Below are 21,291 nucleotides of genomic sequence, written 5' to 3' on the forward strand. Positions count from 1 at the left end.
GGTTGGAACCCGGACGGTGCCGAGGGCGTAAGACCACCCGAGCCGCCGGCTCCGGTGGCGGCCTGAGCCGTAAATCCCCGCTCAGCCCCGGAGGGTGAGGAATCGCCTCCCTTCAGGGAGGGGAGCCTTCAAGGTCCTTCCGCCGCGGGCAGTTCTTCCCCCTGAACGTCCGGCGGACTGACGGTCGTCATCCGCGACCGGCGGCTCACGGGGTGACGGTAACAAACCCTTCACTGTCGCGTAACCGCCGAGCGCCGCCCATCTCTTCTACTGGTAGTGAACAACGTTTCCCCTGGTTGTTAAGGAGCGTGTCCGTGGAACCCAGCGCGCAGACCCCCTTCCGAGTCATCGCGGAAGCGTGGAAGGACCTCCCGAAGATGCCGGTGTCGGAGTACCCGGGCACGGAGGGGTACATCGGCGACGTCTACGAGAACCCCGACGGCAGCGTGATGTGCAGTGGCTTCTTCGAGCTCCGACACACCGACGCGCCGCTCTGCTACGAGTACGAGTACGACGAGATGAAGGTCGTGCTCGAAGGTGAGTTCCTGATGGTCAACAAGGAGACCGGCCAGGAACTCGTCGCGAGGGCGAAGGACGCGATCTTCTTCCCCAAGGGCTCGAAGATCTACTTCAGCACGCCGGACTACGCGCTCGCGTTCTACACCGGCCACCGCGACGCCACCCTGCTCTGATGACGAACCTCGCAGACACCAGCGTCCCGGCCTGGGCGGTCAGCAGCGGAGCCAGTGCCCCGGCCGATGCCGCGGGCACCAGCTTTCTGCTCGTCGGCATCGGCCGGGAGGCGGGCGCGCGGCTGGCCACGTGGGAGGCGGCCCTCGCCGCCTCCCACCCGGTCGCCGCGGTCCGCCGCCTGCAGTACGACGACGCTGGGGCCGCCCGGTCGGCGCTCGTCGCCGCGCTGGCCGACGCCCGCGTCGGGGTACGGGTGCGGCTGGCCGGACCGGTTGGGGCGTGCCTCGCGCTACGGGGCGCGGCAGCCATGGTCGGCCTTGAGGAGGAGGAGCTGTTCCTGGCGCCGACCGGTCCGGGGCCGATCGACCTGTTCTGCGCGCACTGCGGTGTGGCAACGGCGGTCGTCGCCGCGATCGGCGACGTGGCCGCCTGCGGCGGATGCGCCCGCAACCTGGTCATATACCACCACGTCTCGCGGCGCAACGGGCAGTTTCTCGGCTACAAGATAGATGCGGAGGAGAACCCCGAATGAGCCTTGAGCTCACTGCCACGGCGGTCGACGACTCCGTGCCGTCGATCCGCAGCATCACCTTCGCCGCTGCTGACGGGGGGCCGCTGCCGGCCTTTGTGCCGGGCAGCCACCTGGTGATCGAGTGCGGCGAGAAGTCCAACGCCTACAGTCTCACCTCCGACGGTACCGACCCGTCGTCGTACTCCATCTCGGTGCTGCATGTCGCCGACGGGGCCGGGGGGTCGAGGTGGGTGCATGAGGCCCTGCGGGTGGGGGATACGGTGGCGGCGCACATGCCGCGCAGCGCGTTCGCTCCGGTGGCGCGGGCCACCAAGCACTTGCTGATCGCGGGTGGGATCGGCGTCACGCCGATCGTGTCCCACCTGCGTGCCGCGCGCTTGTGGGGCCGCACGGTGCAGGTGCTGTACACGTACCGCGACGGCTTCGCCGCCCATGTCGACGACGTGCTGAAGCTCGCCGACGGCGCCGCCGAACTCTTCGCCGAGCCGCAGGAGTTCCTAGACCGGCTCGAGAAGGTGCTCGGTGACCAGCCGGTCGGCACACACCTTTACGTCTGTGGTCCGCCTGGGATGATCGACCATGTCCTCGCGAGGGCCTCCGCGCTCGGCTGGCCGGAGTCGCGGCTGCACTTTGAGCGCTTCGGCGCCGACGCGCTGGACCCGGGTGACCCTTTCACGGTCACCCTCACCAACACCGGCGTCACCCTCGACGTACCGAGCGGCACGAGCCTGCTCGAAGCGCTCGAGTCGGCCGGGGTCCCCGTACCCAACCTCTGCCGGCAGGGTGTCTGCGGCGAGTGCCGGATCCCGCTCAGCGGCGGGACACCGCTGCATCGCGACCTCTACCTGAGTGACGACGAGAAAGCCGCCGGCAACGCCCTCATGGCCTGTGTCTCCCGCGCCGACGGCACAACGCTGGAGGTACCCCTCTGATGATCACCGTGACCGCGGACCTGGTGAGCAACTTCCCCTTCCCCTTCCCCGAGGACCGCTACCGGTACAGCACCAACGTCCAGCCCGCCCGCCGGCCGGTCGACACCCCTGTCGGCCAGTGGGGCGCGAGTGTCGTCGACATCGACACCGAGTACGACCGGGAACTCGACGAGCGGGCCGCGATCCTCGCCGCCGACCCGACCAGGCACGCCGTCCTGCCGCACATGGTCCCGGCGGCCTGGGACGCCATGCTCACCCTGATGCGCGAGCTCGCGCTGGCCTACCCGGACACGATGCGACTGACCCGCACGGGCACGGGCTGGCACTGGGAGAACGACCTGCGCGGCGCCGACCTCGACTTCGTGTACGGCGACGCCGACACCCTGCCGGCCGAGCCGCTCGCCTACATCGCCGGCCAGGTCCAGGAGGACATCGTCCTGCTGGATCAGCGCGAGCAGTTGTACGGCGACGCCGGCGTGGTCACCTTCGCCGCGGACTGGAGCTTCGGCTTCGACGTCGGCATGAGCTTCCTGGAGATCCACGGACCGGTGCCGCGGATCCGGCAGGAGGGCGTGATCACACGGGCCCACGAGTTCCTCAAGCGGCTCCAGCCGCACCAGCCCTACCGCCGTACCAACTGGACGATGACCATCGGCCGACGGCTCGACGTCTCCACCGAGCGCTACCCCGAATGGGGCCCCGACAGGGAGACCGCGCTGCTCGTCGACGACGCGACCTTCGGTGACCTGGTCCACCTGCGGGTCGAGGTGCAGCACCTGGTCCGGTTGCCCGACTCCGGAGCGATCATGTTCCTGATCCGCACCTACATGATGCCGCTGTCCGTGCTCGCGACGATCGAGCCGTGGCGGGCCCGGGCCGCCGAGGTGATCGGCGAACTGCCCGAGGACATGGCCGACTACAAGGGGATCGTCAAGTACCAGCGGCGCGCGGCGGACTGGCTGCGCGCCCACGGGGCCGTCGGTGATGCCGCATGACCGCGATGGACACGGCCGAGATCGTGCCGCCTCCCGCTCCCTCGCTGCCGCATTGGCTGGCCGAACCCGAGCCCGTCGACCCGGCGGGAACGTCGTACCTGATCGTCGCCCTCGGGCCGCACGCCCGCACGCGTCAGGTCGCCCAGGAATGGGTCGCCGCCGCCGAGGCGCTGGCGTCGACCGCGTTTGTGGTGGTCGACTCCATCGACGCGCCCGACGCCCGGGCCGCCCTCGACGCGAGCCTCGATAAGGCGCTCAGCGGGGTGCGGATCATGGTCGTCGGAGGCCAGTACGAGGTGCTGCGCACCCTCACGATCGCGCGCGACGCGGGTGCGATCCCGGCCGAACTGAGCGCCTTCGTCGTCGACACCACCGAACTGCCGCTCTACTGCGCGCACTGCCGTGACACCTTCCGAGCCGCAGGTTCGCCCGGCGACACGGTCACCTGCGCCGGTTGTGCCCGGAGGCTGGAGATCCACCGGCATTACGCCGCCGCGCTCGGCAGCTTTCTCGCCTCGGAGGCCTGAATGACGCTCGACTTCGCCGACCACCGCTTTCACCTGCACGGGGCGTACGAGACCGGGGGGCGAACGCTGCGGGTCACCGAGGTGCGCCCGCTGACCGAGCAGATCACGCACTTCCGGTTCGCGCCGATCGACGGCGGACCGCTCACGGCGTTCCAACCTGGCAGCCACCTGATCATCGCCGCCGGCGAGCACCGCAACGCGTACTCGCTTGTCGACGACGGTGTGAACCCGCGCTCGTACGGCATCTCGGTGCTCCGTCGCGGCCAGGGCGGCGGCTCCGACTGGCTGCACGACAACCTCGCGGTGGGGGACCTGGTCGAGGTCGAGGGGCCGCGCTCGATGTTCGCGCCGGTACTCAACCAGCGGCGGGCACTGCTGGTCGCCGGCGGGATCGGGGTCACCCCGGTGCTCTCCCACGCGCGGGCACTCGCCCGGCTCGGCCGGCCGGCGGAGATCGTCTACTCCTACCGCCCCGGCTCCGCCGCCCACCTCGGCGACCTCCGCGCACTCGCGGACGAGGCGGGCTTCGGGTTCTACGAGGCGACCACCGTCGAGGACACCGTGACCGTGCTCCGCGAGCGGTTCGCCGCCCAACCGCTCGGCACCCACGCATACGCGTGTGGCCCGGCCCCGATGCTCGAGACCTACCTGGAGACGGCCGCCGCCGCCGGCTGGCCGCAGGCGCGGGTCCACCTGGAGCGCTTCACAGCCCCGGAGCAGGATCCCGGCAACCCCTTCACCGCGATCGTCGCCTCCACCGGTCAGCGGATCCCCGTCGAGCCCGGCGTCTCCCTGCTGGAGGCGCTGCTCAAGGCCGGCCTGGAGGTCTCGAGCCTGTGCCGTCAAGGGGTCTGCGGCGAGTGCCGCATCCCCGTCCGCGCGGCGACGGACGACATCGAGCACCGCGACCTGGTGCTCTCCGACCGTGACAAGGCCGCCGGGGACAGCATGCTCTGCTGTGTCTCCCGCGGCACCGAAGACGCAGAGATCGAGGTGCTGCTGTGACCGTCGCGCCCCAGTCGACCGTCGCCTCCCCGGCCTACGCCGCCGAGGAGATGACTGCCGTCGGCGTCACGCCTCGGCGGACTCCCGCGGTGGAGGCGTTTCTCGCGGAGCCGGCCGATCACGCCGGCACACTGCCGTGGCCCTTCCCTGACGACCTGGAAGCGTTCCGGTACACCGTCAACGTGGACCCGGCCCGCGTCGCGCGGCAGACCCGTGCCGGTGAGTGGGGACGTCACCTGGTCGACCTCGGCGGTTCCGACTACCCCACGATCATGACCGAGAAGCGGCTCAGTCACGATTCCGACCCACACCGGGTGAAGATCCGACCGGGCATGGAGCTGGCCTGCTGGGACCTGCTCCTCTACTACCTGCGCGATCTGGCCCTCGCCTACCCCGCGCTGATGCGGCTCACCGAAGAAGGCGACGCGTTCCGGTGGGAGAACGACCTCCTCGGCACCGACCAGCGATTCGTACTCGGCGACTGGGAGTCCATCCCGTACGGGCCGCTGGAGTTCCTCAGCCGTGAGATCCCGGACGACCTGCTGCTCGTCACCGAGCGCGACGGCCGGCTCTACTTCGACGCCGGCGCGGTCTGCTTCGCGGCCGCCTGGTCGGTCTCCTTCGACGTCGGCATGGACATGTACGAGATCCATGGCCCGGTTCCGCGGCTGCACGGCGACGGCATCGTGGCCCGCGCTGAGCAGTTCCTGATGCGACTGCCCGCCGACAAGGTCTACCGCCGGCTCAACTGGAATATCGCCGCCTCGCCGAGCCGCAAGTTCGACATCGCGCTCGAGTCGATGCCCGACTGGGGCGGTGACATGGCGGCTCACCTGGCCGCCGGCGGCATCGGTGACGTCCAGTTCCGGATCGAGCTCGAACACTTCATCCGGCTACCCATGACCGGCACCGTGACCTTCAACATCCGCACGTTCATGGCCTCGCTCGACGAGGTCCGTACGGTCCCGGAGTGGGCGAGCCAGCTCGCCGCCGTCATCGAGGAACTGCCGGAGGACATCGGCGGCTACAAGGGGTTCGCGGCCCACAGCGACGCCATCGTCGCCTACCTGCGGTCCTGAGCGCACCCCTCGTCAGCAGCACCAGGATCCAGCGGAACGAGCGAAGAGGACTCATTCGGATGCAGCAAGTCAAGGCGGTCGTGGCCCGCGCCAAGGGAGCGCCTGTCGAGGTCCTGTCGATCAACGTGCCCGACCCGGGACCGGGTGAGGCGGTGGTACGGGTCCAGGCCTGCGGGGTCTGTCACACCGACCTCCACTACCGGGAGGGCGGGATCAACGACGAGTTCCCGTTCCTGCTCGGCCACGAGGCTGCGGGAGTCGTGGAGGCGGTCGGGCCGGATGTCACCGCGGTGGCGCCGGGCGACTTCGTGATCCTCAACTGGCGGGCCGTGTGCGGGGAGTGCCGGGCGTGCCGGCGCGGCGAGCCCAAGTACTGCTTCAACACCCACAACGCGACCCAGAAGATGACGCTGGCCGACGGGCCGGACGCCGGCACCGAGCTGTCACCGGCACTCGGCATCGGGGCGTTCGCGGAGAAGACCCTGGTGGCGGCCGGCCAGTGCACCAAGGTCGACCCGGCGGCACGTCCCGCCGCAGTGGGGCTGCTCGGCTGCGGCGTGATGGCCGGCCTCGGCGCCGCGATCAACACCGGCGGTGCGACCCGCGGCAGGAGCGTCGCGGTGATCGGCTGCGGCGGTGTCGGTGTCGCCGCGATCGCGGGCGCCGTACTGGCCGGGGCGAGCCCGGTCATTGCGGTGGACATCGACGCCAAGAAGCTCCAGACCGCGAAGGCGATGGGCGCCACCCACACGGTCGACTCCTCGACCACCGACCCGGTGGCCGCGATCAAGGAGATCTGCGCGCAGACCTACGAAGGCGCCGAGGGCGCCGACCTCGTGGTGGAGGCGGTGGGCCGACCGGAGACCTGGAAGCAGGGCTTCTACGCACGCGACCTAGCCGGCGTCCTGGTGCTGGTCGGGGTGCCGACTCCGAGTATGAAGGTCCCCGACCTGCCGCTGATCGACGTGTTCGGACGCGGCGGCGCCCTGAAGTCGTCCTGGTACGGCGACTGCCTGCCTTCCCGGGACTTCCCGATGCTGGTGGACCTCTACCAGCAGGGCCGCCTGCCCCTGGACGCGTTCGTGACCGAGGAGATCGCCATCGGCGACGTTGAGGCCGCCTTCGAGCGCATGCACCACGGCGACGTCCTGCTGCGCTCGGTGGTGGTGCTCTGATGACCGCCCGCGTCGACCACGGCATCACCTCGGGCACCTTCTCCCTGGACGGGGAGACCTTCGAGGTGGACAACAACGTCTGGGTCGTCGGCGACGACGAGGAGTGCGTCGTCATCGACGCACCCCACGACGTGGACGCCATCATGAAGGTGGTGGGAGAGCGCCAGGTCAGGGCGATCGTGTGCACGCACGCCCACGACGACCACGTACGCGTCGCGCCGGCGCTGCGCGAGCGGACCAAGGCCCCCGTCCTGCTGCACCCCGGCGACCGGCCGCTGTGGAAGCTCACGCACGGCACCGGTGAGCGGGGCGAGCCCTGGGACGGGGACCTGGCGGACGGGCAGCTCATCGAGGTGGCCGGGACGACGCTGCGGATCCTGCACACACCCGGGCACGCCCCCGGCGCGGTCTGCCTCTACGCCCCCGAACTGGGCTGCGTGTTCACCGGCGACACCCTGTTCAACGGTGGCCCCGGCGCGACAGGCCGGTCCTACTCCGACCGGCCCGTCCTCGAGGACTCCATCCGCACAGCGCTCTTCACCCTTCCCGACGAGACCGTCGTCCACACCGGCCATGGGAAGGACACCACCATCGGCGCCGAACGCGACTCGTTCCAACGCTGATGGGACGGCGTCAGTGGGGTGGCCCGGAAGTGCCGCGGAGCACGCGGCGTCCAAGGACGGGTTCGCCGGGTTGACGGGGGCCGAAGACCGCGTCGATGACCGCGCGGGTGCCGCAGGCGACCAGTCGACCGGCAGGACCTGCGGATAGCCGGATGCGGCGGTGTACTGCGAAGCCCAGGCCCATGCCGGTGAAGGCGCCCATGGTGAAGCTCACGACGGCCCCCTTGTGAGTCGTGCTCGGCGGCGAGCAGGCCCATACCCGCCGCGGTGACCACCCCGCTCAGTCACCCGACCGGACTCCACCTCTGGGAGAGGATCCTCTCCGGCGTCGGCAGCAGCGAAGTAGGGTGCCAGTGATCTCAGGTGGCGCCGTCGGGGAAGGCGATCACCGACAGGAAGCGGATCGGCACGTCCACGAGTTCGACGGGGCCATGGGCTCCCTCGCCGTCGAGGGTCAGGGTGTCGCCCGGCTCCAGGCGGTAGACCTTGCGGCCGTGGCCGTAGTCCATCGTGCCCTCCAGCACGTAGATGAACTCCGTGCCGGGGTGTTGGAAGAGCGGATAGGTCTTGCTCTTTGCCGTGAGGGTCACGAGCAGGCACTCGAGGCGCTTGTGCTCGCCGCGGAGGGATCCAAGGAGTTGGTACTCATGTCCCACCTGGCTGCCGTTGCGAACGATTGCCGTGCCTCGTCCGGACTTCACGTACGAGGCCGGGCGCTCGGCGTCGGCCCCGCGGACGAGCGAGGTTACCGGGACGTCGAGGCCTTTGGCCAGCAGGGAGAGCATGCTGAGGCTGCACGAGGTCTGTGCGTTCTCGATTTTGGAGATCATCGCCTTGGAGATACCGATGGCGGCTGCCATTTCGCTGATCGAGAGGCCGCGCTGATGACGCAGTTCACGCACGTTGCGGGCGATCGCCGCCTCGAGCTGGAGAGCTTCGATCGGCTCGTCGGCATGGCGGTCCCTGGCCATGCCGACGTTGCGCAGCAGCACGTTCTTGTCTTCTCGCATAAGACCACACTAATGGCACAGCGTTTACTGCCAGTGGCCGCGGTCATGCCTTGACGAGTCGAACGACGACTGGGCTCGACGCCGTTCTGCTGTGTATGGGGGTGGACTGGAGCGATCGTGTCCCTGTCGTGCACGCGGCGGGACGCCATCCGACGCATGCCCGTCGGGTCTCAGCGCGCACACGGACAACCCAGCAGGGACGGTAGCGGGAAGCGCCGTCCGCGCTCGGCACAGGGATCGGGAGCGTCGACGGCATCCCGAAAGCGGTCGGCGACCGGAAGGCGACCGCGATTCCCGCGGCGAACGCAGTTACACGGTTGAGTCAGGGAAAGCGATGACGGACAGGAATCGGATAGGGACCTCGACGAGGTTTGTGGGGCCGTGAGCGCCCTCGCCGTCGAGTTGGAGCGAATCACCGGGGTGCAGGCGATAGACCGACCGGCTGTGGCCGTAGTCCATGATCCCTTCGAGCATGTAGATGAATTCCGTGCCCGGGTGCTGAAAGAGCGGGTAGACCTCGCTGACGTGGTTGAGTGTGACCATCAAGCACTCAAGCCGCTTGTGCTCGCCGCGAAGCGTACCGAGCAGTTCGTATTCATGCCCCGCCTGGGTACCGTTGCGCACGATCGGGGTACTCTGGCCGGCTTTGACGAAGGAGGCCGGTCGCTCGGTGTCCGCCCCTCGGAAGAGGCTGGTCACCGGCACATCGAACCCCTCGGCAAGGCGTGCGAGTGTGCCGAGGCTGCAGGACGTCTGAGCATTCTCGATCTTCGACAGCATCGCCTTGGAGATCCCGATCCGGACGGCCATCTCACCGACCGACAAGCCATGTTGCCGGCGCAGGCGGCGAACGTTCCTGGCGATCGCCGCCTCCAGCTCAAGCGCTTCTGCGTCTTCGTGGGGGTGACGGCTGCGCGCCGTGCCGACGTTGCGTAGAAGCCCGTTCTCATCGACCATGACGGTGACTGTAAATCGGCGGGTGTTTCATCACAGTAAGCCCCTGTAATTGTTTCGTGCAGCGAGCGGGCGCCGCAGGTCGGGCGAGCCGACGTCAGCCGCGTTGAACTCTGGCCGACGGCGAAGCGCTGCGCACCTCAAGGCCGCCGCCTCACCGGCGGAGCAACGTCTCCAGGCTGTCGGCGAGTGCTGCGGCACCGGTCTCGGCGTCGGCGTCCTCCACCTCCTCGGCGGGGGCGTGCGAGACGCCGGTGGGGTTGCGTACAAAGAGCATCGCGGTCCGCACGTGGTCCTTGAGGACGCCGGCGTCATGGCCGGCACCGGTGCCCAGCTGCGGCGCCGCGTCGAGCACGTCGGCGAGCCGGTCGCGCAGCCGTGGGTCGAAGTCGACGGTGGGGGTGAAGGACTCCTCGCTCATCTCCGCATTGCAGCCCTCCTCCGCGGCGAGCTTGCGCGCGGCCTGCCCGACCTCCTCGACGAGGTGGCGGGTGACGGCGTCGTCGGGATGGCGCACGTCGAGCGAGAGGTCGACCCGCGAGGCGATGACGTTGGTGCCGCCGGGCACGGCCACGAGCCGGCCGACGGTGGCCCGGGCGTCGGGGACGGCGCGGGCGAGACGCCGCACCTCGGCCACCAGCAGTGCGGCGGCCACCATGGGGTCACGGCGGTCGGCCATGAGAGTGGTGCCGGCGTGGTTGCCCTCGCCGGACAGGGTGATGCGCCAGCGTCCGTGTCCGAGGATCGAGGAGGCGACCGCCACCGGCCGGTCGAGGCCGACGAGTCCGCGCCCCTGCTCTACGTGCAGTTCGACGAAGGTGCCGATCCGCGCCAGTGTCTCGGGGTCGGGGCCGAGGTGTGCGGGGTCGAGGCCGGTGCGCCGGGTCGCCTCGGCGAAAGTGACGCCGTCGGTGTCGGTCAGCGAACGGGCCCGGTCGGGGTCGATCGCGCCCGTCAGGAGCCGTGACCCGAGGCAGGCCACGCCGAAGCGGGACCCCTCCTCCTCGGGGAAGACGGCGATCGCGCGCCGCCCTGCGGCGCCGCGGGCGTCGAGTTGGTCGAAGGCGACCAGCGCCGAGGCCACGCCGAGGGGGCCGTCGTACGCGCCGCCGCCCGGAACGGAGTCGAGGTGGCTGCCGGTCACGACGGCGCCGTCGCCGACGCCGCCGTGCCAGGCCCAGATGATGCCGTTGCGGTCGGTTTCGACGTCGAGCCCGCGCTTCTGCGCATGGGCCACGAACCACGAGCGCAGGTCGAGTTCGGCACCGGAGTAGACGGGCCGGGTGTAGCCACCGCGCTGGGGGTCCGTGCCGACGTCGGCGATCTCGGCGAGCAGGGAGGAGACGGTGTCAGTCATCGGGTTCCTTGGGTGTCAGTCATCGGGTTCCTCGAGGAGCCGTACGTCGGCGGCCAGCTCGTCCAGCAGGACGGTGGCGTCGGCCCGCAGGCAGGGGGCGGCCGCCGACCGGAGCGTCACCTCCGCCCGGAACACGCCCCGCCGCGTCATCACGTTGAGTGCCCGGGTGGGCGTGCCGAGGACCACCGCGACCGATGCCTCGCCGGCGAACCGCGCCTGGTCGTCGGCCGCGAGCCGTTGCTGCCGCCCGTCGACCGTCAGCCGCAGGGGGCCGAGCGCGACGAAGAGGCGATCGAGGGCCGGGAACGTCGAGAACGGCGCGTCGCGGTCGAGATCGGCCACGCTGATGCGCCACAGGACCCGGCCGGAGGCGTCTGTCCCGGTCGCGAGCTGCCGGGTGGCTCCGGCACCGTTGCGCCAGGGGGTCGGGGCCACCCGGGAGGGGTCGAGCATCCCGGTCACGTCACCGCATCTCGCCAGCACCGACGTAGGGGTGCAGGCTGTTGAGCGGTTTGCCCTCGGCGAACCGCTCCAGGCGGAAGTCAGAGGCGGGGATGTCGGGGTCGGTGCTGTCGCCTTCGAACACCAGGTCGGCGACGAGGTCGCCCACGGCCGGGCTGATCTTGAAGCCGTGGCCGGCGAAGCCGGCGGAGAGGATCAGGCCGTCGACGCCTGCGACCGGGGCGATCACGGGGTTCCAGTCCGGCGGGACGTCGTACACGCCGGCGTAGGTGTGGGTGACCGACGGGTCGGGGAAGCCCGGGAAGCGGTGCATCACCTTCTCCGCGTACTTCTCGATGCTGGCCTCGCCGGCGATGTTGGAGTAGTGGTCGGGGTCGACGAACTTGTTCTGGAAGTCGGCGTGGTCGCTGTTGCCGACGAGGAACTGGCCCGCACCCTCCAGCCGGCAGTACTGCAGGCTCACCAGGTCGGAGACGACCGGGAGGTTCGGCAGTGGCTCGCCGGCGTCGACGATGAGGAGCTCCGAGCGGTATGCCTGGACCGGGAAGTCGATCCCGAGGTCGGCGAGCAGCTTCGCCGACCACCAGCCCGAGGCGACGACGACCAGATCGGCATCGACCACCTCACCGCCGTCGAGCAGGACACCCGTCACCTTGTCGCCCGCGGTGAGGATGCGGGCGACGGGGGTGTTCTGCCGGATGCGCGCGCCTTGGTCACGGGCCACCTGCCCGTAGTGCAGGGCGAGTTGGGTGGCGTCCGCGAACCCGCCGCGCGGTTCGTGAGACGCCAGCGCGACGTCGCCGACCTCCATCATCGGCCACAGCTCGGCCAGCCGGTCGTTGTCGATCAGGTCGACGTCGATGCCGAGGCCCTGATGCATGGCGGTGTTGGCCCTGAGCGGCTCGGCGTTCTCCTCGCCGACGATGACGGTGTAGCCGACCTGGCGGAAGCCGACCCGGTCGCCGAGCTCCTCGAAGACCGGCAGGCTCCGCCACGCCATCGCGGCGATCGAGGGGACTCCGTAGTGGGCGCGGACGATCCCGCTGGACTTGCCGGTGCCGCCGCCGGCGAGCTGGTGCCGCTCCAGGACGAGCACGTCGGTGAGCCCCCGATGCGTCAGCGCCCGGGCGATCGAGAGCCCGATCAGGCCGCCTCCGACGACCACTGCCTTCGTCGCCATCAGAACCCCTGTCCCGGGATCCAGGAGGTGCCGGCGAGCGGGACGCGGGCCATGGCGGCCGCCTCGATGGAGGTGGCGACCATGTCCTCGGGCTCGAGGTGGGTGACGTGGGCCTTGCCGCAGGCGCGGGCGATCGTCTGGGCCTCCATGGTGAGCACCCGCAGGTAGTTGGCGACCCGACGGCCGCCCTCGACCGGGTCGAGCCGCTGTTGCAGCCCGGGGTCCTGAGTGGTGATGCCCGCGGGGTCCTGGCCTGCCTGGAACTGGTCGTAGAACCCGGCCGCCGAGCCGAGCTCCTCGTACTCCGCGGCGTACTTCGGGTCATTGTCGCCCAGCGCGATGAGGGCGGCGGTGCCGACGGCGACCGCGTCGGCTCCGAGGGCGAGCGCCTTGGCGACGTCGGCGCCGGAGCGGATGCCGCCGGAGACGATGAGCTGGACGCCGTCCGGCTTCTTGTGGACGCCGAGTTCCCGCAGCGCCTGCACCGCCTGCGGGACGGCGGCGAGGGTCGGGATGCCGACGTGCTCGATGAAGACGTCCTGGGTGGCGGCGGTGCCGCCCTGCATGCCGTCCACCACCACGACGTCCGCGCCGGCGTGCACGGCGAGCTTGACGTCGTAGTAGGTGCGCGAGGCACCGACCTTGACGTAGACCGGCTTCTCCCAGTCGGTGATCTCCCGGAGCTCGTTGATCTTGATGGTGAGGTCGTCCGGGCCGGTCCAGTCGGGGTGACGCGAGGCCGAGCGCTGGTCGATGCCGGCAGGCAGGTCCCGCATGCCGGCGACCCGCTCGGAGACCTTCTGGCCGAGCAGCATGCCGCCGCCGCCCGGCTTGGCGCCCTGGCCGAGGACGATCTCGATGGCGTCGGCACGGCGCAGGTCGTCCGGGTTCATGCCGTAACGGTTCGGCAGATATTGGTAGACCAGCGTCTTGGAGTGGCCGCGCTCCTCCGGGGTCATGCCGCCGTCGCCGGTGGTGGTGGAGGTGCCGGTGGCCGAGGCCGCGCGGCCGAGGGCCTCCTTGGCGTTGGCGCCGAGGGCCCCGAAGCTCATGCCGGCGATCGTCACCGGGATGTCGAGGCGGACGGGGTACTTGGCGTTGCGCGCGCCCAGCACCACGTCGGTGCCGCACCTCTCGCGGTAGCCCTCCAGCGGGTAGCGCGACACCGACGCGCCCAGGAAGAGCAGGTCGTCGAAGTGGGGCAGGGCGCGTTTGGCGCCCCCGCCGCGAATGTCGTAGATGCCGGTCGCGGCGGCACGCTGGATCGCGGCGATGGTGGCCCGGTCGAAGGTCGCGGACTCGCGCAGGCCCAGCCGGGCCCGGTCATCGGCGGTGAGAGTCATCGGATCCTGCCTCAGTACTCGTTCTCGTGAGTGAAGTGGTAGAGAGTCCGGGCCGAGCCGTAGCGCTTGTACGACGCCGGGTCGTCGTCCTCGTAGCCTGCCGCCTTGAGCAGGCCGGCCAGTTCCTCGAGGTGCTCGGGCCGCATCTCCTTCTCGACGCAGTCGGCGCCGAGCGACCTGGCGGTGCCCTGCAGGTAGATGCGAGCCTCGTAGAGCGAGTCGCCGAGCGCGTCCCCCGCGTCCCCGCGGACGACCAGGCGGCCCCGCTGCGCCATGAAGGCGCTCATGTGCCCGACGTCGCCGCCGACGACGATGTCGATGCCCTTCATCGAGATGCCGCAGCGGGCGCCGGCGTCGCCGTCGATGACCAGCAGACCGCCACGGCCGGTGGCACCGGCCGATTGCGAGGCCGAGCCCGTGACGTGGACGGTGCCGCTCATCATGTTCTCGGCCAGGCCCTGGCCGGCATTCCCGTTGATGACGACCTCGGCCTGCTGGTTCATGCCGGCGGCGTAGTAGCCGAGGTGGCCGTTGACGGTGACCTTGACCGGCGCATCGAGGCCGACGGCGACGTTGTGGGCGCCGCGGGGGTTCTCGAGCACGTACTCACCTTCGAGGCCCGCGGCGTGGAGTGCCTGGTTGACCTCGCGCAGGGGCGTGGTGCTCAGGTCGAACTTGGACACTGCCTCGTCGGAGGAGCTCATGCCGACACCTCCTGGCGGGTCCAGTGGTAGATGACCTCGGGCTCGGGCTCCCAGATCCGGGCGTTCTCGACGCCAGGCAGGTGGGCGAGCGCCCGGTACTCCGACGCCATCGCCACCCAGTCGTCGGTCTCGGCGATGACGGCCGGCTTGCAGGCGATGGCGTCGCGGACGACCGCGAAGCTGTCGCGGTTGGAGACCAGCAGGGTGTAGAAGCCGTCGAAGGTCCGGGTCAGGTCGGTGAGCGCCTCGTCGACGCCCTTGCCGTCCGCGAGCCGGTGCGCGACGAAGCGGGCGCCGACCTCGGTGTCGTTCTCGGAGTCGAACTCGACGCCGGCGGCCCGCAGGTCGCGGCGGATCGTGGCGTGGTTGGAGAAGGAGCCGTTGTGCACCAGGCACTCGCCCGGGCCCACGGCGTAGGGGTGCGCGCCCGACGACGTGACCGCCGACTCGGTCGCCATCCGGGTGTGGCCCACGCCCTGCCAGCCCTGCGCCTTCGCGAGGCCCCAGCTCTCGGCCAGCGCCCGGGGGGCGCCGACGCCCTTGAGGACGGCGAGGTCCTCGCCGAAGCCGCCGATGAGGACGTGCGGGTAGGCCTTCTTCACGGCGGCCAGCAGCACCCTCGAGTCGACGTCGGCGCTGACGAGCACCACGTTGTCGACGGTGGTGGCCGTCACCTCAGTGCCGGTCTCGGCACCGAGTGCCGCCGCGACCGTCTCGGCGGGCACGTCGATGTCGATCAGTGAGACCGAGCCCCTGCCGCGCGGCGACCAGTCCTCGTCGCCGTAGACGGCGATGCCTGCCGAGTCCGCGCCGCGGTCCTCCATCTCGCACAGCATCCCGGTGAGCAGCTCACCGAGCTGGGAGTAGAGCTCGGGGCTGCGCAGGTGCAACCCCACGATTCCACACATGTTGAGTCCCTTTCTGGGGGGTGACGGGTCTCAGAAGGCTGTGAGGTAGCGGTCGTGCTCCCAGCCGGAGACGGCCGCGTGGTAGGCGAAGAACTCGTCCTTCTTCAGGCTCGCGAAGTAGTCGGCGACCCCGGGGCCCGCGACGTCGAGGGTCCCCTTGACGATGTCGTCGGCCTCGAAGGCCTCGACGGCGTGCAGCAGCGTCAGCGGGAAGGGGGTCTCTGGACCGGTGCCGACCTCGCCGAGGGAGAGGCCGCTGGCGATGCCGTCGAGGCCGGCGTCCACGGCCGCGGCGATGGCGAGATACGGGTTGGCCGCGCCGTCGCCGCCGCGGAGCTCGATGCGCTGGTTGTCCGGGATGCGCACGTAGTGGGTCCGGTCGTTGCCGCCGTACGTCGGCAGTTTGGGCGCCCAGGTCGCACCGCTCGCACTGGAGGCGACCTGGCCGGTCCGCTTGTAGGAGTTGACCGTCGGCGCGATGACCGCCTGCAGCGCGGTCGCGTGCTTAAGGATGCCGGCGACGAAGGAGTACGCCGTCTTCGACAGCCCCAGGCCGACCGAGTCCTCGTCACCCCCGCTGCTCGCCGGGAAGATGGGGGCGTCGGTCGTGGTGTCGCGCAGAGAGAGGTGGAGGTGGAGGCCGGATCCGGTGCGGTTGGCGAACGGCTTCGGCATGAAGGTCGCGATCATGCCCCGCTCCTGGGCGAGCACGTTCAGCAGGTAGCGGAGGGTGACGACTCGGTCGGCGGTCGTCAGGGCGTCGGCGTACTGGAAGTTCTGCTCGAACTGGCCGTTGCCGTCCTCGTGGTCGTTGGCGTAGTTGCCCCAGCCGAGCTGGTTCATCGCGGTGCTGATCGAGGTCAGGTGGTCATACATCCGGGTGACGCCACGCGCGTCATAGCACGGCTGTGCCGCGACGTCGTCGCTGTCCGCCGGGACCAGGGCGCCCGCCGCGTCGTACTTGAGGAGGAAGTACTCCACCTCGGCGCCGGCGTAGGGCGCGAAGCCGGCGGCGGCCGCCTTGGCGATGACCTGCTTGAGGATCACGCGGGGAGCGAAGGGCCACGGCTTGCCCTCCACGTGGGGGTCGCAGTGGACGATCGCCAGGCCTTTCTTGACGAACGGGACGGGCGTGAAGGAGGCGACGTCCGGGATCGCCATCAAGTCGGGGTCCTTGGGCTCCTGCCCGATCGCGCCGACGGCGTAGCCGGCGAAGCCGACGCCCTCCGTGGCCAGCTCGTCGACGGCCTCGACGGGCACGAGCTTGGCGCACGGCTTGCCGTTGAGATCGACGAAGAGCGCCAGGAGGAACTTGGTGCCGCTGGCCTCACAGAGAGCGGCCAGGTCGAGGGTGTCGGTCATGATGACTCCTGAGCTCGTTCACTCTAATGAATCAATGTCTACGCTGAGTAGACGCAATGGATGTTTCGATCCCGTTTAGAAGGAGTTAGGTCTGGATCTCGTGAGCGGCTACGCGGTAGGTCGCCGCCGCCGACCGCGGCTCGCGCCGGGCGAAGGCCGTGAGGTTCAGACCGGGGCGGTGTCCCCCTCCATGCGGCTCGCCGCGGGCGAGGACGCCGTCATGGCGGCGAGCACTCCGGTACCGGCGGCAGCGCCCACCGGATGGATGTCGTACGCCGTCTCGGCGTGCAGCGCCAGGTCGAGCCCGGCCAGTTCGATCTCCTCGTCGACCCTCAGACCGATCGTCAGGTCAAGCACCTTCGCGATCACGAAGGTCACCACGAAGGAGAACGTGCACGTGGCCACGATGCCGATGAACTCGTCGAGGACGATCTTGGTGTCGCCGCCGAACAGGATGCCCTTGATGCCGGCCGGCGCCGCCGAGGAGGCGAAGAGCATAATGCAGACCGTGCCCGCGATGCCGCCGAGGCCGTGGACCGCGAAGGCGTCGAGGGTGTCGTCGATCTTCAGCTTGTTCTTGATGCCGAGGCAGACCGCGACCACGGCGCCGGCGACCACACCGACACCGAGGGCACCGAGAGGGCTCATCGTGTCGGCCGACGGGGTGATGCCGACGAGGCCGGCGATGACACCGGTGATCATGCCGAGAGTCGTGTAGTGCCCGTCCTTGATCCGCTCGACCACGCAGAAGCCGAGCATGCCGGCGCAGCCGGCGAGCAAGGTGTTCTGCACGACGTACTGGGTGAGGAAGGTGGCGCCGTACGCACAGCCGCCGTTGAAGCCGAACCAGCCGAACCACAGGATGCCACCGCCGAGCACGACCAGCGGAATGCTGTGCGGCCTCTCCGGCTTGCTCTTGCGCTTGCCGAGCACCAGGGCCAGGGCGAGCGAAGCCACACCCGAGTTCATGTGAACCGCCGTGCCGCCTGCGTAGTCGTGGATGCCGACCTTGCCGTAGAGCCAGCCGTCGGGATTGAAGACCCAGTGGGCGACGGGGAAGTAGTCGAGGATCAGCCAGAGAGTGGCGAAGACGAGCCAGGCGGAGAACTTCATCCGGCCGGCCGCGCCGGAGGCGACGATGGCGACGGTGATGGCCGCGAAGAGGATGAAGAACGCGTTGAACCAGGCGCCTTGATAACCGCCGCTCCCGTCGTCGTGCTGGAAGTCGCCCAGTCCGATGAAGTGGGCCGGATTGCCGAGGATGCCGTGCATCGTCGGGCCGGAGACGAGGCCATAGCCGAAGGCGACGTACAGCACCGCGGTGATGGGGAGGGTCGAGAACACCATCATCATCATGTTCAGAGGGTTCTTCACCCCCATCATCCCGCCGTAATAGAGGGCCAGGCCGGGGAACATCAGCGCCACCAGCGCGAAGGCGGCAATCAGCCATGCCAGGTCGGCGTGGGCGCCGAGCTGGTCGAGGACCGTCGTTTTCATGAGTGCTCCGGTCGGTCGAGGAAAGCAGCGCAGCGGAAAGCAGCGCATCGGAAGGAGTCGGAGATCCAGCCGCTCCCGGCTGATGGGCCGGGCGACGGCGGGACCAGGGCGACCCAGGGGCCGGGCCGCCCTGGTGCGGCGGGTGAGCGGCTCACACCGCCCGGGATTCGGTCAGGGGGATGCTGGTGCGCGTGCTTGCCAACGCCTGTTCGCGTCGCTTCCTGTACGTCGGCCGGGACGCCAGGAGCACACCTCCCACCAAGGTGGGAACCCCGAGGATCCAGGCCGGGTGGATCGCCACGAGAACCGCGGCCACCGTGAGCGCGCCCACCGCCAGGCCGAGAACCAGACGGCGCAGCCTGGCGAGGTCTCTCGCCCCCTCGGCCACGGCGTGCACCGACGCCGCGTCCGGCACCCAGGTACGAGCGCACGCCGGGCAGATCCATGACTGGCCCGGCATGACCAGCCAGGCGCCGTCGTGACCGCAGGTGCAACGCAGTTTGACCGGAACGGCCGCCATGGTCATGCCGCCGCGGTCTCGGGTGTCGCCGTCGGCACCAATGTGCTGGGGTGCTTGTCCCGCAGCCGGAAGGGCTCCTTGTCCTCGACCACCTTGCGGTAGACGTACAGCAGGCAGCCGACGGCCAGGAGAACCAGACCGACGAGCACCTCCGGCCAGCCGCCGTACCCGGTGATCGAGAATGCGGTGGCACCGACCAGCAGCAGCGCGATGTTGACAGCGGCGAGGGCGCCGGCGATCCACAGCCACGGCGTGGAGAGCTTGAGCGGCCGTGCCATGCCCGGTCGGTCCTTGCGCAGGAGCAGGACCGCCGAAAGCGCGAAGACGTGACACAAGACGTAGCCCATGTTGCTCGCCGCGAGCATCGCCACCGTGGTGGGCAGGAAGAGGATGGCCAGGATGTTGACCGTCACGTCGACGTACATGCCCCGGTTGGGGACGTTGTGCTTGTTGATGTGGCCGAACCACTTGATCGTCATGCCGGACTTCGACATACCGTAGAGGGTGCGCGCGCCGCCGGCACTCGCGGCGTTCATCCCGAGGATGAAGCTGCCCACCATGAACACGACGACGACGTTGGACCCGACGCTGCCGATCTCGTGTTGCAGCAGGGTCGCGTAGAAGCCGAGCGGCGCCTTGGCCTGCTCGCTCTGCGACACCGCGCCGCCGAGTGCCAGCGGCAGCAGGGTGTAGACCGCGAGACAGAACATCGCCGCGCGGATGAGGGCCTTGCGGGTGTCCTTCTCCGTGTCGTGGTACTCGGGGGCGAAGGTGGCGCAGACCTCGATGCCGTAGGCGGACCACGCGTTGAGGTAGAGCCAGGCCAGGACGAGCTGGATGGTGCTCCACGCCGAGCTGTCCGCTCCCGTGAGGCCCCAGGTCAGGTTGGAGCCGGAGTAGTCGGAGAGGAAGAACGGCACGATGGCGAACAGGATCAGCGGGATGAACAGCAGCCCGCCGGTGAGGTAGCCCATGAGCTTGACCGGCTTGACGCCGAAGGAGTTGAGCAGCCACAGGCCGAGGATCAGCGCGATCGCGATGACGCGGGGCAGGTCGAGGTGGACGCCTGCTGAGACGCTCCACGTCACGTCGGAGAACCACTGCGCTTGGACGAGTCCGCCGATCGTCAGGCCGAAGATCGCCAGCACGGAGGACCATCCGGCCCAGTAGCCTATCGCCGACATCGGGCCGGCGAGACTGAAGCGCGAGCGCCAGCCTTCGAAGGCGTACATCGCGATGCCGCCGGAGTGGTCGGGGAACATGGTTGCCGGCTCGGTGTAGATCTTGTTCTGCAGGACGGCGATCACCATCGATCCCAACCACATGGCCAGCGCACCGAGCGCCCCGAGGGTGCCCGTGGTGTACCCGAGGGTGGAGATGATGAAGCCCGGGTTGGACAGGGCCATGACGAATCCGTCGTACCACTGCATGGTCTTGAGCAGTGCTGGCTCATCCACGTCCGCGACAGCGAACTCGCGGCCCATTGCCAGGTCTGGCTCATTGGGAATGGTCATCTGTCAATCCCTTCAGCTGCCGACTTCCAGGACGGCGTACACGGTCCCGCCGGCAGGCGAGGCCGGGGCATCTCTACCTGGACTGACCGTCCAGGCGGCAACGCTCATGGAGGCGAGGTCGACCATGTGCTGACTGCTCTCGTCCGGCTGGGGTCACTCAGAGACCGTCCGCGGTGCGGTGGCCGACGTAGAAGGCCAGAGCACAGTCCGGGGTGGAGAAGAGGATGCGCGAGCCCTTCGGGAAGAAGATCGCGTCCTTCGCCTTCGCGACGACCTTCTGGCCGGTGTCAGGATTCTCAAGGAGGAACTCGCCCTCGAGAACTACCTTCATCTCGTCGTACGAGTACTCGTACAGCAGCGGCTCGTCGGTGTGGCTGAGCTGGAAGAAGCCACTGCACATCACGCTGCCTTCAGGATTGACGTAGGTGTCGGCGATGTAGCCGTCGGTGCCCGGGTAGTCCGCCTGCGGCATCTGCGGAAGGTGCTTCCACGCGTCCTGGGTGACGCGGAAGGGGATGATCGTGTCGCTCATGACACGCTCCAAGTCCTGGTGGGAAACGGCGTCTTCCCACAGGAAACATAACGGCTGTTACGTGCGCATCACGAGCTGTTGAATATGCGGAGTCATCGTTTCCCTATGGTGTATCCATGGGTGTAACAAGCGGGCGGAGAGTCTGCGGCCTCGCCCAACCGTTCGGCGCGGTAAGACCGGAAGGGCGAGACAGGAGTTACACCCCGTCAGGGCCTGTTCTGAGTTGCCCCTGCGTCGCGACGCCTGGCACGACACCTCGCCGCGTTGTCGGGGTCGCCCGCGTACGCCCCGGTACGCGGGGGGGCCACCCCCGAGGGGGGGCCCCCCCCACACCCCCCCCCGCCCCCCCCCCCGGGGGAACCCGGGGCCCACCGGCGGCCGGCCCAC

Annotated in this window: 23 protein-coding genes; 9 read left to right on the forward strand and 14 right to left on the reverse strand. The window is 69.5% G+C overall.

The genetic code is table 11. The features are described from left to right. Window positions 1–314: 314 nt before the first annotated feature. Genes ACIBJF_RS39685 through ACIBJF_RS39725 form a run of 9 tightly spaced genes read left to right on the forward strand, consistent with a single transcriptional unit; the run spans window position 315 to window position 7,561 of the window. Complete coding sequence (locus tag ACIBJF_RS39685; RefSeq protein ID WP_399181408.1) at window positions 315–692, forward strand: hypothetical protein; 378 nt, start codon at window positions 315–317, stop codon at window positions 690–692. Continuing rightward, window positions 692–1,225, forward strand: a complete 534-nt coding sequence (locus tag ACIBJF_RS39690) for a dimethylamine monooxygenase subunit DmmA family protein (RefSeq protein ID WP_399181410.1) — start codon at window positions 692–694, stop codon at window positions 1,223–1,225. The genes ACIBJF_RS39685 and ACIBJF_RS39690 overlap by 1 nt, the downstream gene beginning before the upstream one ends. Then, complete coding sequence (locus tag ACIBJF_RS39695) at window positions 1,222–2,157, forward strand: PDR/VanB family oxidoreductase (protein WP_399181412.1); 936 nt, start codon at window positions 1,222–1,224, stop codon at window positions 2,155–2,157. The genes ACIBJF_RS39690 and ACIBJF_RS39695 overlap by 4 nt, the downstream gene beginning before the upstream one ends. Continuing rightward, on the forward strand, window positions 2,157–3,152 hold the full coding sequence (locus ACIBJF_RS39700; protein ID WP_399181414.1) for a heme-dependent oxidative N-demethylase family protein: 996 nt from the start codon (window positions 2,157–2,159) through the stop codon (window positions 3,150–3,152). Before ACIBJF_RS39695 ends, ACIBJF_RS39700 begins: the two co-directional genes overlap by 1 nt. Beyond that, the gene (locus tag ACIBJF_RS39705; protein ID WP_399181415.1) at window positions 3,149–3,679 is read left to right on the forward strand and encodes a dimethylamine monooxygenase subunit DmmA family protein; all 531 of its coding nucleotides are present in this window, start codon (window positions 3,149–3,151) and stop codon (window positions 3,677–3,679) included. The genes ACIBJF_RS39700 and ACIBJF_RS39705 overlap by 4 nt, the downstream gene beginning before the upstream one ends. Then, window positions 3,680–4,684, forward strand: coding sequence for a PDR/VanB family oxidoreductase (locus tag ACIBJF_RS39710; protein WP_399181418.1), 1,005 nt, complete (start codon window positions 3,680–3,682; stop codon window positions 4,682–4,684). Beyond that, window positions 4,681–5,763 (forward strand): heme-dependent oxidative N-demethylase family protein, encoded by a 1,083-nt coding sequence (locus ACIBJF_RS39715; protein ID WP_399181420.1) that lies wholly within the window; start codon window positions 4,681–4,683, stop codon window positions 5,761–5,763. The genes ACIBJF_RS39710 and ACIBJF_RS39715 overlap by 4 nt, the downstream gene beginning before the upstream one ends. A 59-nt stretch (window positions 5,764–5,822) precedes the next feature. Then, window positions 5,823–6,938 carry an S-(hydroxymethyl)mycothiol dehydrogenase gene (locus ACIBJF_RS39720; RefSeq protein WP_399181421.1) on the forward strand — a complete coding sequence of 372 codons (1,116 nt, stop codon included), beginning with the start codon at window positions 5,823–5,825 and terminating at the stop codon, window positions 6,936–6,938. Next, window positions 6,938–7,561, forward strand: a complete 624-nt coding sequence (locus ACIBJF_RS39725) for an MBL fold metallo-hydrolase (RefSeq protein WP_399181424.1) — start codon at window positions 6,938–6,940, stop codon at window positions 7,559–7,561. Before ACIBJF_RS39720 ends, ACIBJF_RS39725 begins: the two co-directional genes overlap by 1 nt. A 10-nt stretch (window positions 7,562–7,571) precedes the next feature. Here ACIBJF_RS39725 and ACIBJF_RS39730 read toward each other — a convergent pair whose 3' ends face one another. From ACIBJF_RS39730 to ACIBJF_RS39795, 14 genes are all read right to left on the reverse strand, one after another. Beyond that, the gene (locus ACIBJF_RS39730; protein WP_399181427.1) at window positions 7,572–7,775 is read right to left on the reverse strand and encodes a hypothetical protein; all 204 of its coding nucleotides are present in this window, start codon (window positions 7,773–7,775) and stop codon (window positions 7,572–7,574) included. Between the two features lie 145 nt (window positions 7,776–7,920). Continuing rightward, the gene (locus ACIBJF_RS39735) at window positions 7,921–8,571 is read right to left on the reverse strand and encodes a helix-turn-helix domain-containing protein (protein WP_399181429.1); all 651 of its coding nucleotides are present in this window, start codon (window positions 8,569–8,571) and stop codon (window positions 7,921–7,923) included. Window positions 8,572–8,880: 309 nt separating this feature from the next. Next, window positions 8,881–9,528: a helix-turn-helix domain-containing protein gene (locus tag ACIBJF_RS39740; RefSeq protein WP_399181431.1), complete on the reverse strand. Its 648-nt coding sequence runs from the start codon at window positions 9,526–9,528 to the stop codon at window positions 8,881–8,883. Between the two features lie 151 nt (window positions 9,529–9,679). Then, window positions 9,680–10,882 (reverse strand): allantoate amidohydrolase, encoded by a 1,203-nt coding sequence (locus ACIBJF_RS39745; protein WP_399181433.1) that lies wholly within the window; start codon window positions 10,880–10,882, stop codon window positions 9,680–9,682. A gap of 15 nt (window positions 10,883–10,897) precedes the next feature. Next, window positions 10,898–11,335 (reverse strand): HutD family protein, encoded by a 438-nt coding sequence (locus ACIBJF_RS39750; protein WP_399181486.1) that lies wholly within the window; start codon window positions 11,333–11,335, stop codon window positions 10,898–10,900. Between the two features lie 10 nt (window positions 11,336–11,345). Then, a complete protein-coding gene (locus ACIBJF_RS39755) occupies window positions 11,346–12,524 on the reverse strand; it encodes an NAD(P)/FAD-dependent oxidoreductase (RefSeq protein WP_399181435.1) in 1,179 nt (392 codons plus the stop codon). Then, complete coding sequence (locus ACIBJF_RS39760; protein ID WP_399181437.1) at window positions 12,524–13,867, reverse strand: FMN-binding glutamate synthase family protein; 1,344 nt, start codon at window positions 13,865–13,867, stop codon at window positions 12,524–12,526. The genes ACIBJF_RS39755 and ACIBJF_RS39760 overlap by 1 nt, the downstream gene beginning before the upstream one ends. 11 nt (window positions 13,868–13,878) lie before the next feature. Continuing rightward, on the reverse strand, window positions 13,879–14,571 hold the full coding sequence (locus ACIBJF_RS39765; RefSeq protein ID WP_399181439.1) for a glutamate synthase: 693 nt from the start codon (window positions 14,569–14,571) through the stop codon (window positions 13,879–13,881). Then, window positions 14,568–15,479 (reverse strand): glutamine amidotransferase, encoded by a 912-nt coding sequence (locus ACIBJF_RS39770; protein ID WP_399181441.1) that lies wholly within the window; start codon window positions 15,477–15,479, stop codon window positions 14,568–14,570. The genes ACIBJF_RS39765 and ACIBJF_RS39770 overlap by 4 nt, the downstream gene beginning before the upstream one ends. Before the next feature lie 30 nt (window positions 15,480–15,509). Further along, window positions 15,510–16,841 carry a type III glutamate--ammonia ligase gene (gene glnT / locus ACIBJF_RS39775; protein WP_399181443.1) on the reverse strand — a complete coding sequence of 444 codons (1,332 nt, stop codon included), beginning with the start codon at window positions 16,839–16,841 and terminating at the stop codon, window positions 15,510–15,512. A 165-nt stretch (window positions 16,842–17,006) separates the two neighbouring features. Continuing rightward, the gene (locus ACIBJF_RS39780; protein ID WP_399181445.1) at window positions 17,007–18,338 is read right to left on the reverse strand and encodes an ammonium transporter; all 1,332 of its coding nucleotides are present in this window, start codon (window positions 18,336–18,338) and stop codon (window positions 17,007–17,009) included. Window positions 18,339–18,489: 151 nt separating this feature from the next. Further along, entirely contained in the window at window positions 18,490–18,864 is a 375-nt protein-coding gene (locus ACIBJF_RS39785) for a hypothetical protein (protein ID WP_399181447.1), read from the reverse strand. Further along, on the reverse strand, window positions 18,861–20,372 hold the full coding sequence (locus ACIBJF_RS39790) for an APC family permease (protein ID WP_399181449.1): 1,512 nt from the start codon (window positions 20,370–20,372) through the stop codon (window positions 18,861–18,863). The genes ACIBJF_RS39785 and ACIBJF_RS39790 overlap by 4 nt, the downstream gene beginning before the upstream one ends. Window positions 20,373–20,529: 157 nt before the next feature. Beyond that, window positions 20,530–20,904 carry a hypothetical protein gene (locus ACIBJF_RS39795; protein ID WP_399181451.1) on the reverse strand — a complete coding sequence of 125 codons (375 nt, stop codon included), beginning with the start codon at window positions 20,902–20,904 and terminating at the stop codon, window positions 20,530–20,532. Window positions 20,905–21,291: the final 387 nt, after the last annotated feature.

Origin of the sequence: Streptomyces sp. NPDC050743, from assembly GCF_044456925.1 — a bacterium.
Classification (GTDB): domain Bacteria; phylum Actinomycetota; class Actinomycetes; order Streptomycetales; family Streptomycetaceae; genus Streptomyces.

Coding starts and splice junctions, on each gene's coding strand:
- ACIBJF_RS39740 (WP_399181431.1), bottom strand. CDS start 9,528: ATGGTCGATGAGAACGGGCTTCTACGCAACGTCGGCACGGCGCGCAGC.
- ACIBJF_RS39725 (WP_399181424.1), top strand. CDS start 6,938: ATGACCGCCCGCGTCGACCACGGCATCACCTCGGGCACCTTCTCCCTG.
- ACIBJF_RS39695 (WP_399181412.1), top strand. CDS start 1,222: ATGAGCCTTGAGCTCACTGCCACGGCGGTCGACGACTCCGTGCCGTCG.
- ACIBJF_RS39750 (WP_399181486.1), bottom strand. CDS start 11,335: ATGCTCGACCCCTCCCGGGTGGCCCCGACCCCCTGGCGCAACGGTGCC.
- ACIBJF_RS39720 (WP_399181421.1), top strand. CDS start 5,823: ATGCAGCAAGTCAAGGCGGTCGTGGCCCGCGCCAAGGGAGCGCCTGTC.
- ACIBJF_RS39760 (WP_399181437.1), bottom strand. CDS start 13,867: ATGACTCTCACCGCCGATGACCGGGCCCGGCTGGGCCTGCGCGAGTCC.
- ACIBJF_RS39745 (WP_399181433.1), bottom strand. CDS start 10,882: ATGACTGACACCGTCTCCTCCCTGCTCGCCGAGATCGCCGACGTCGGC.
- glnT (WP_399181443.1), bottom strand. CDS start 16,841: ATGACCGACACCCTCGACCTGGCCGCTCTCTGTGAGGCCAGCGGCACC.
- ACIBJF_RS39735 (WP_399181429.1), bottom strand. CDS start 8,571: ATGCGAGAAGACAAGAACGTGCTGCTGCGCAACGTCGGCATGGCCAGG.
- ACIBJF_RS39770 (WP_399181441.1), bottom strand. CDS start 15,479: ATGTGTGGAATCGTGGGGTTGCACCTGCGCAGCCCCGAGCTCTACTCC.
- ACIBJF_RS39795 (WP_399181451.1), bottom strand. CDS start 20,904: ATGAGCGACACGATCATCCCCTTCCGCGTCACCCAGGACGCGTGGAAG.
- ACIBJF_RS39765 (WP_399181439.1), bottom strand. CDS start 14,571: ATGAGCTCCTCCGACGAGGCAGTGTCCAAGTTCGACCTGAGCACCACG.
- ACIBJF_RS39790 (WP_399181449.1), bottom strand. CDS start 20,372: ATGACCATTCCCAATGAGCCAGACCTGGCAATGGGCCGCGAGTTCGCT.
- ACIBJF_RS39755 (WP_399181435.1), bottom strand. CDS start 12,524: ATGGCGACGAAGGCAGTGGTCGTCGGAGGCGGCCTGATCGGGCTCTCG.
- ACIBJF_RS39705 (WP_399181415.1), top strand. CDS start 3,149: ATGACCGCGATGGACACGGCCGAGATCGTGCCGCCTCCCGCTCCCTCG.
- ACIBJF_RS39690 (WP_399181410.1), top strand. CDS start 692: ATGACGAACCTCGCAGACACCAGCGTCCCGGCCTGGGCGGTCAGCAGC.
- ACIBJF_RS39780 (WP_399181445.1), bottom strand. CDS start 18,338: ATGAAAACGACGGTCCTCGACCAGCTCGGCGCCCACGCCGACCTGGCA.
- ACIBJF_RS39785 (WP_399181447.1), bottom strand. CDS start 18,864: ATGACCATGGCGGCCGTTCCGGTCAAACTGCGTTGCACCTGCGGTCAC.
- ACIBJF_RS39710 (WP_399181418.1), top strand. CDS start 3,680: ATGACGCTCGACTTCGCCGACCACCGCTTTCACCTGCACGGGGCGTAC.
- ACIBJF_RS39700 (WP_399181414.1), top strand. CDS start 2,157: ATGATCACCGTGACCGCGGACCTGGTGAGCAACTTCCCCTTCCCCTTC.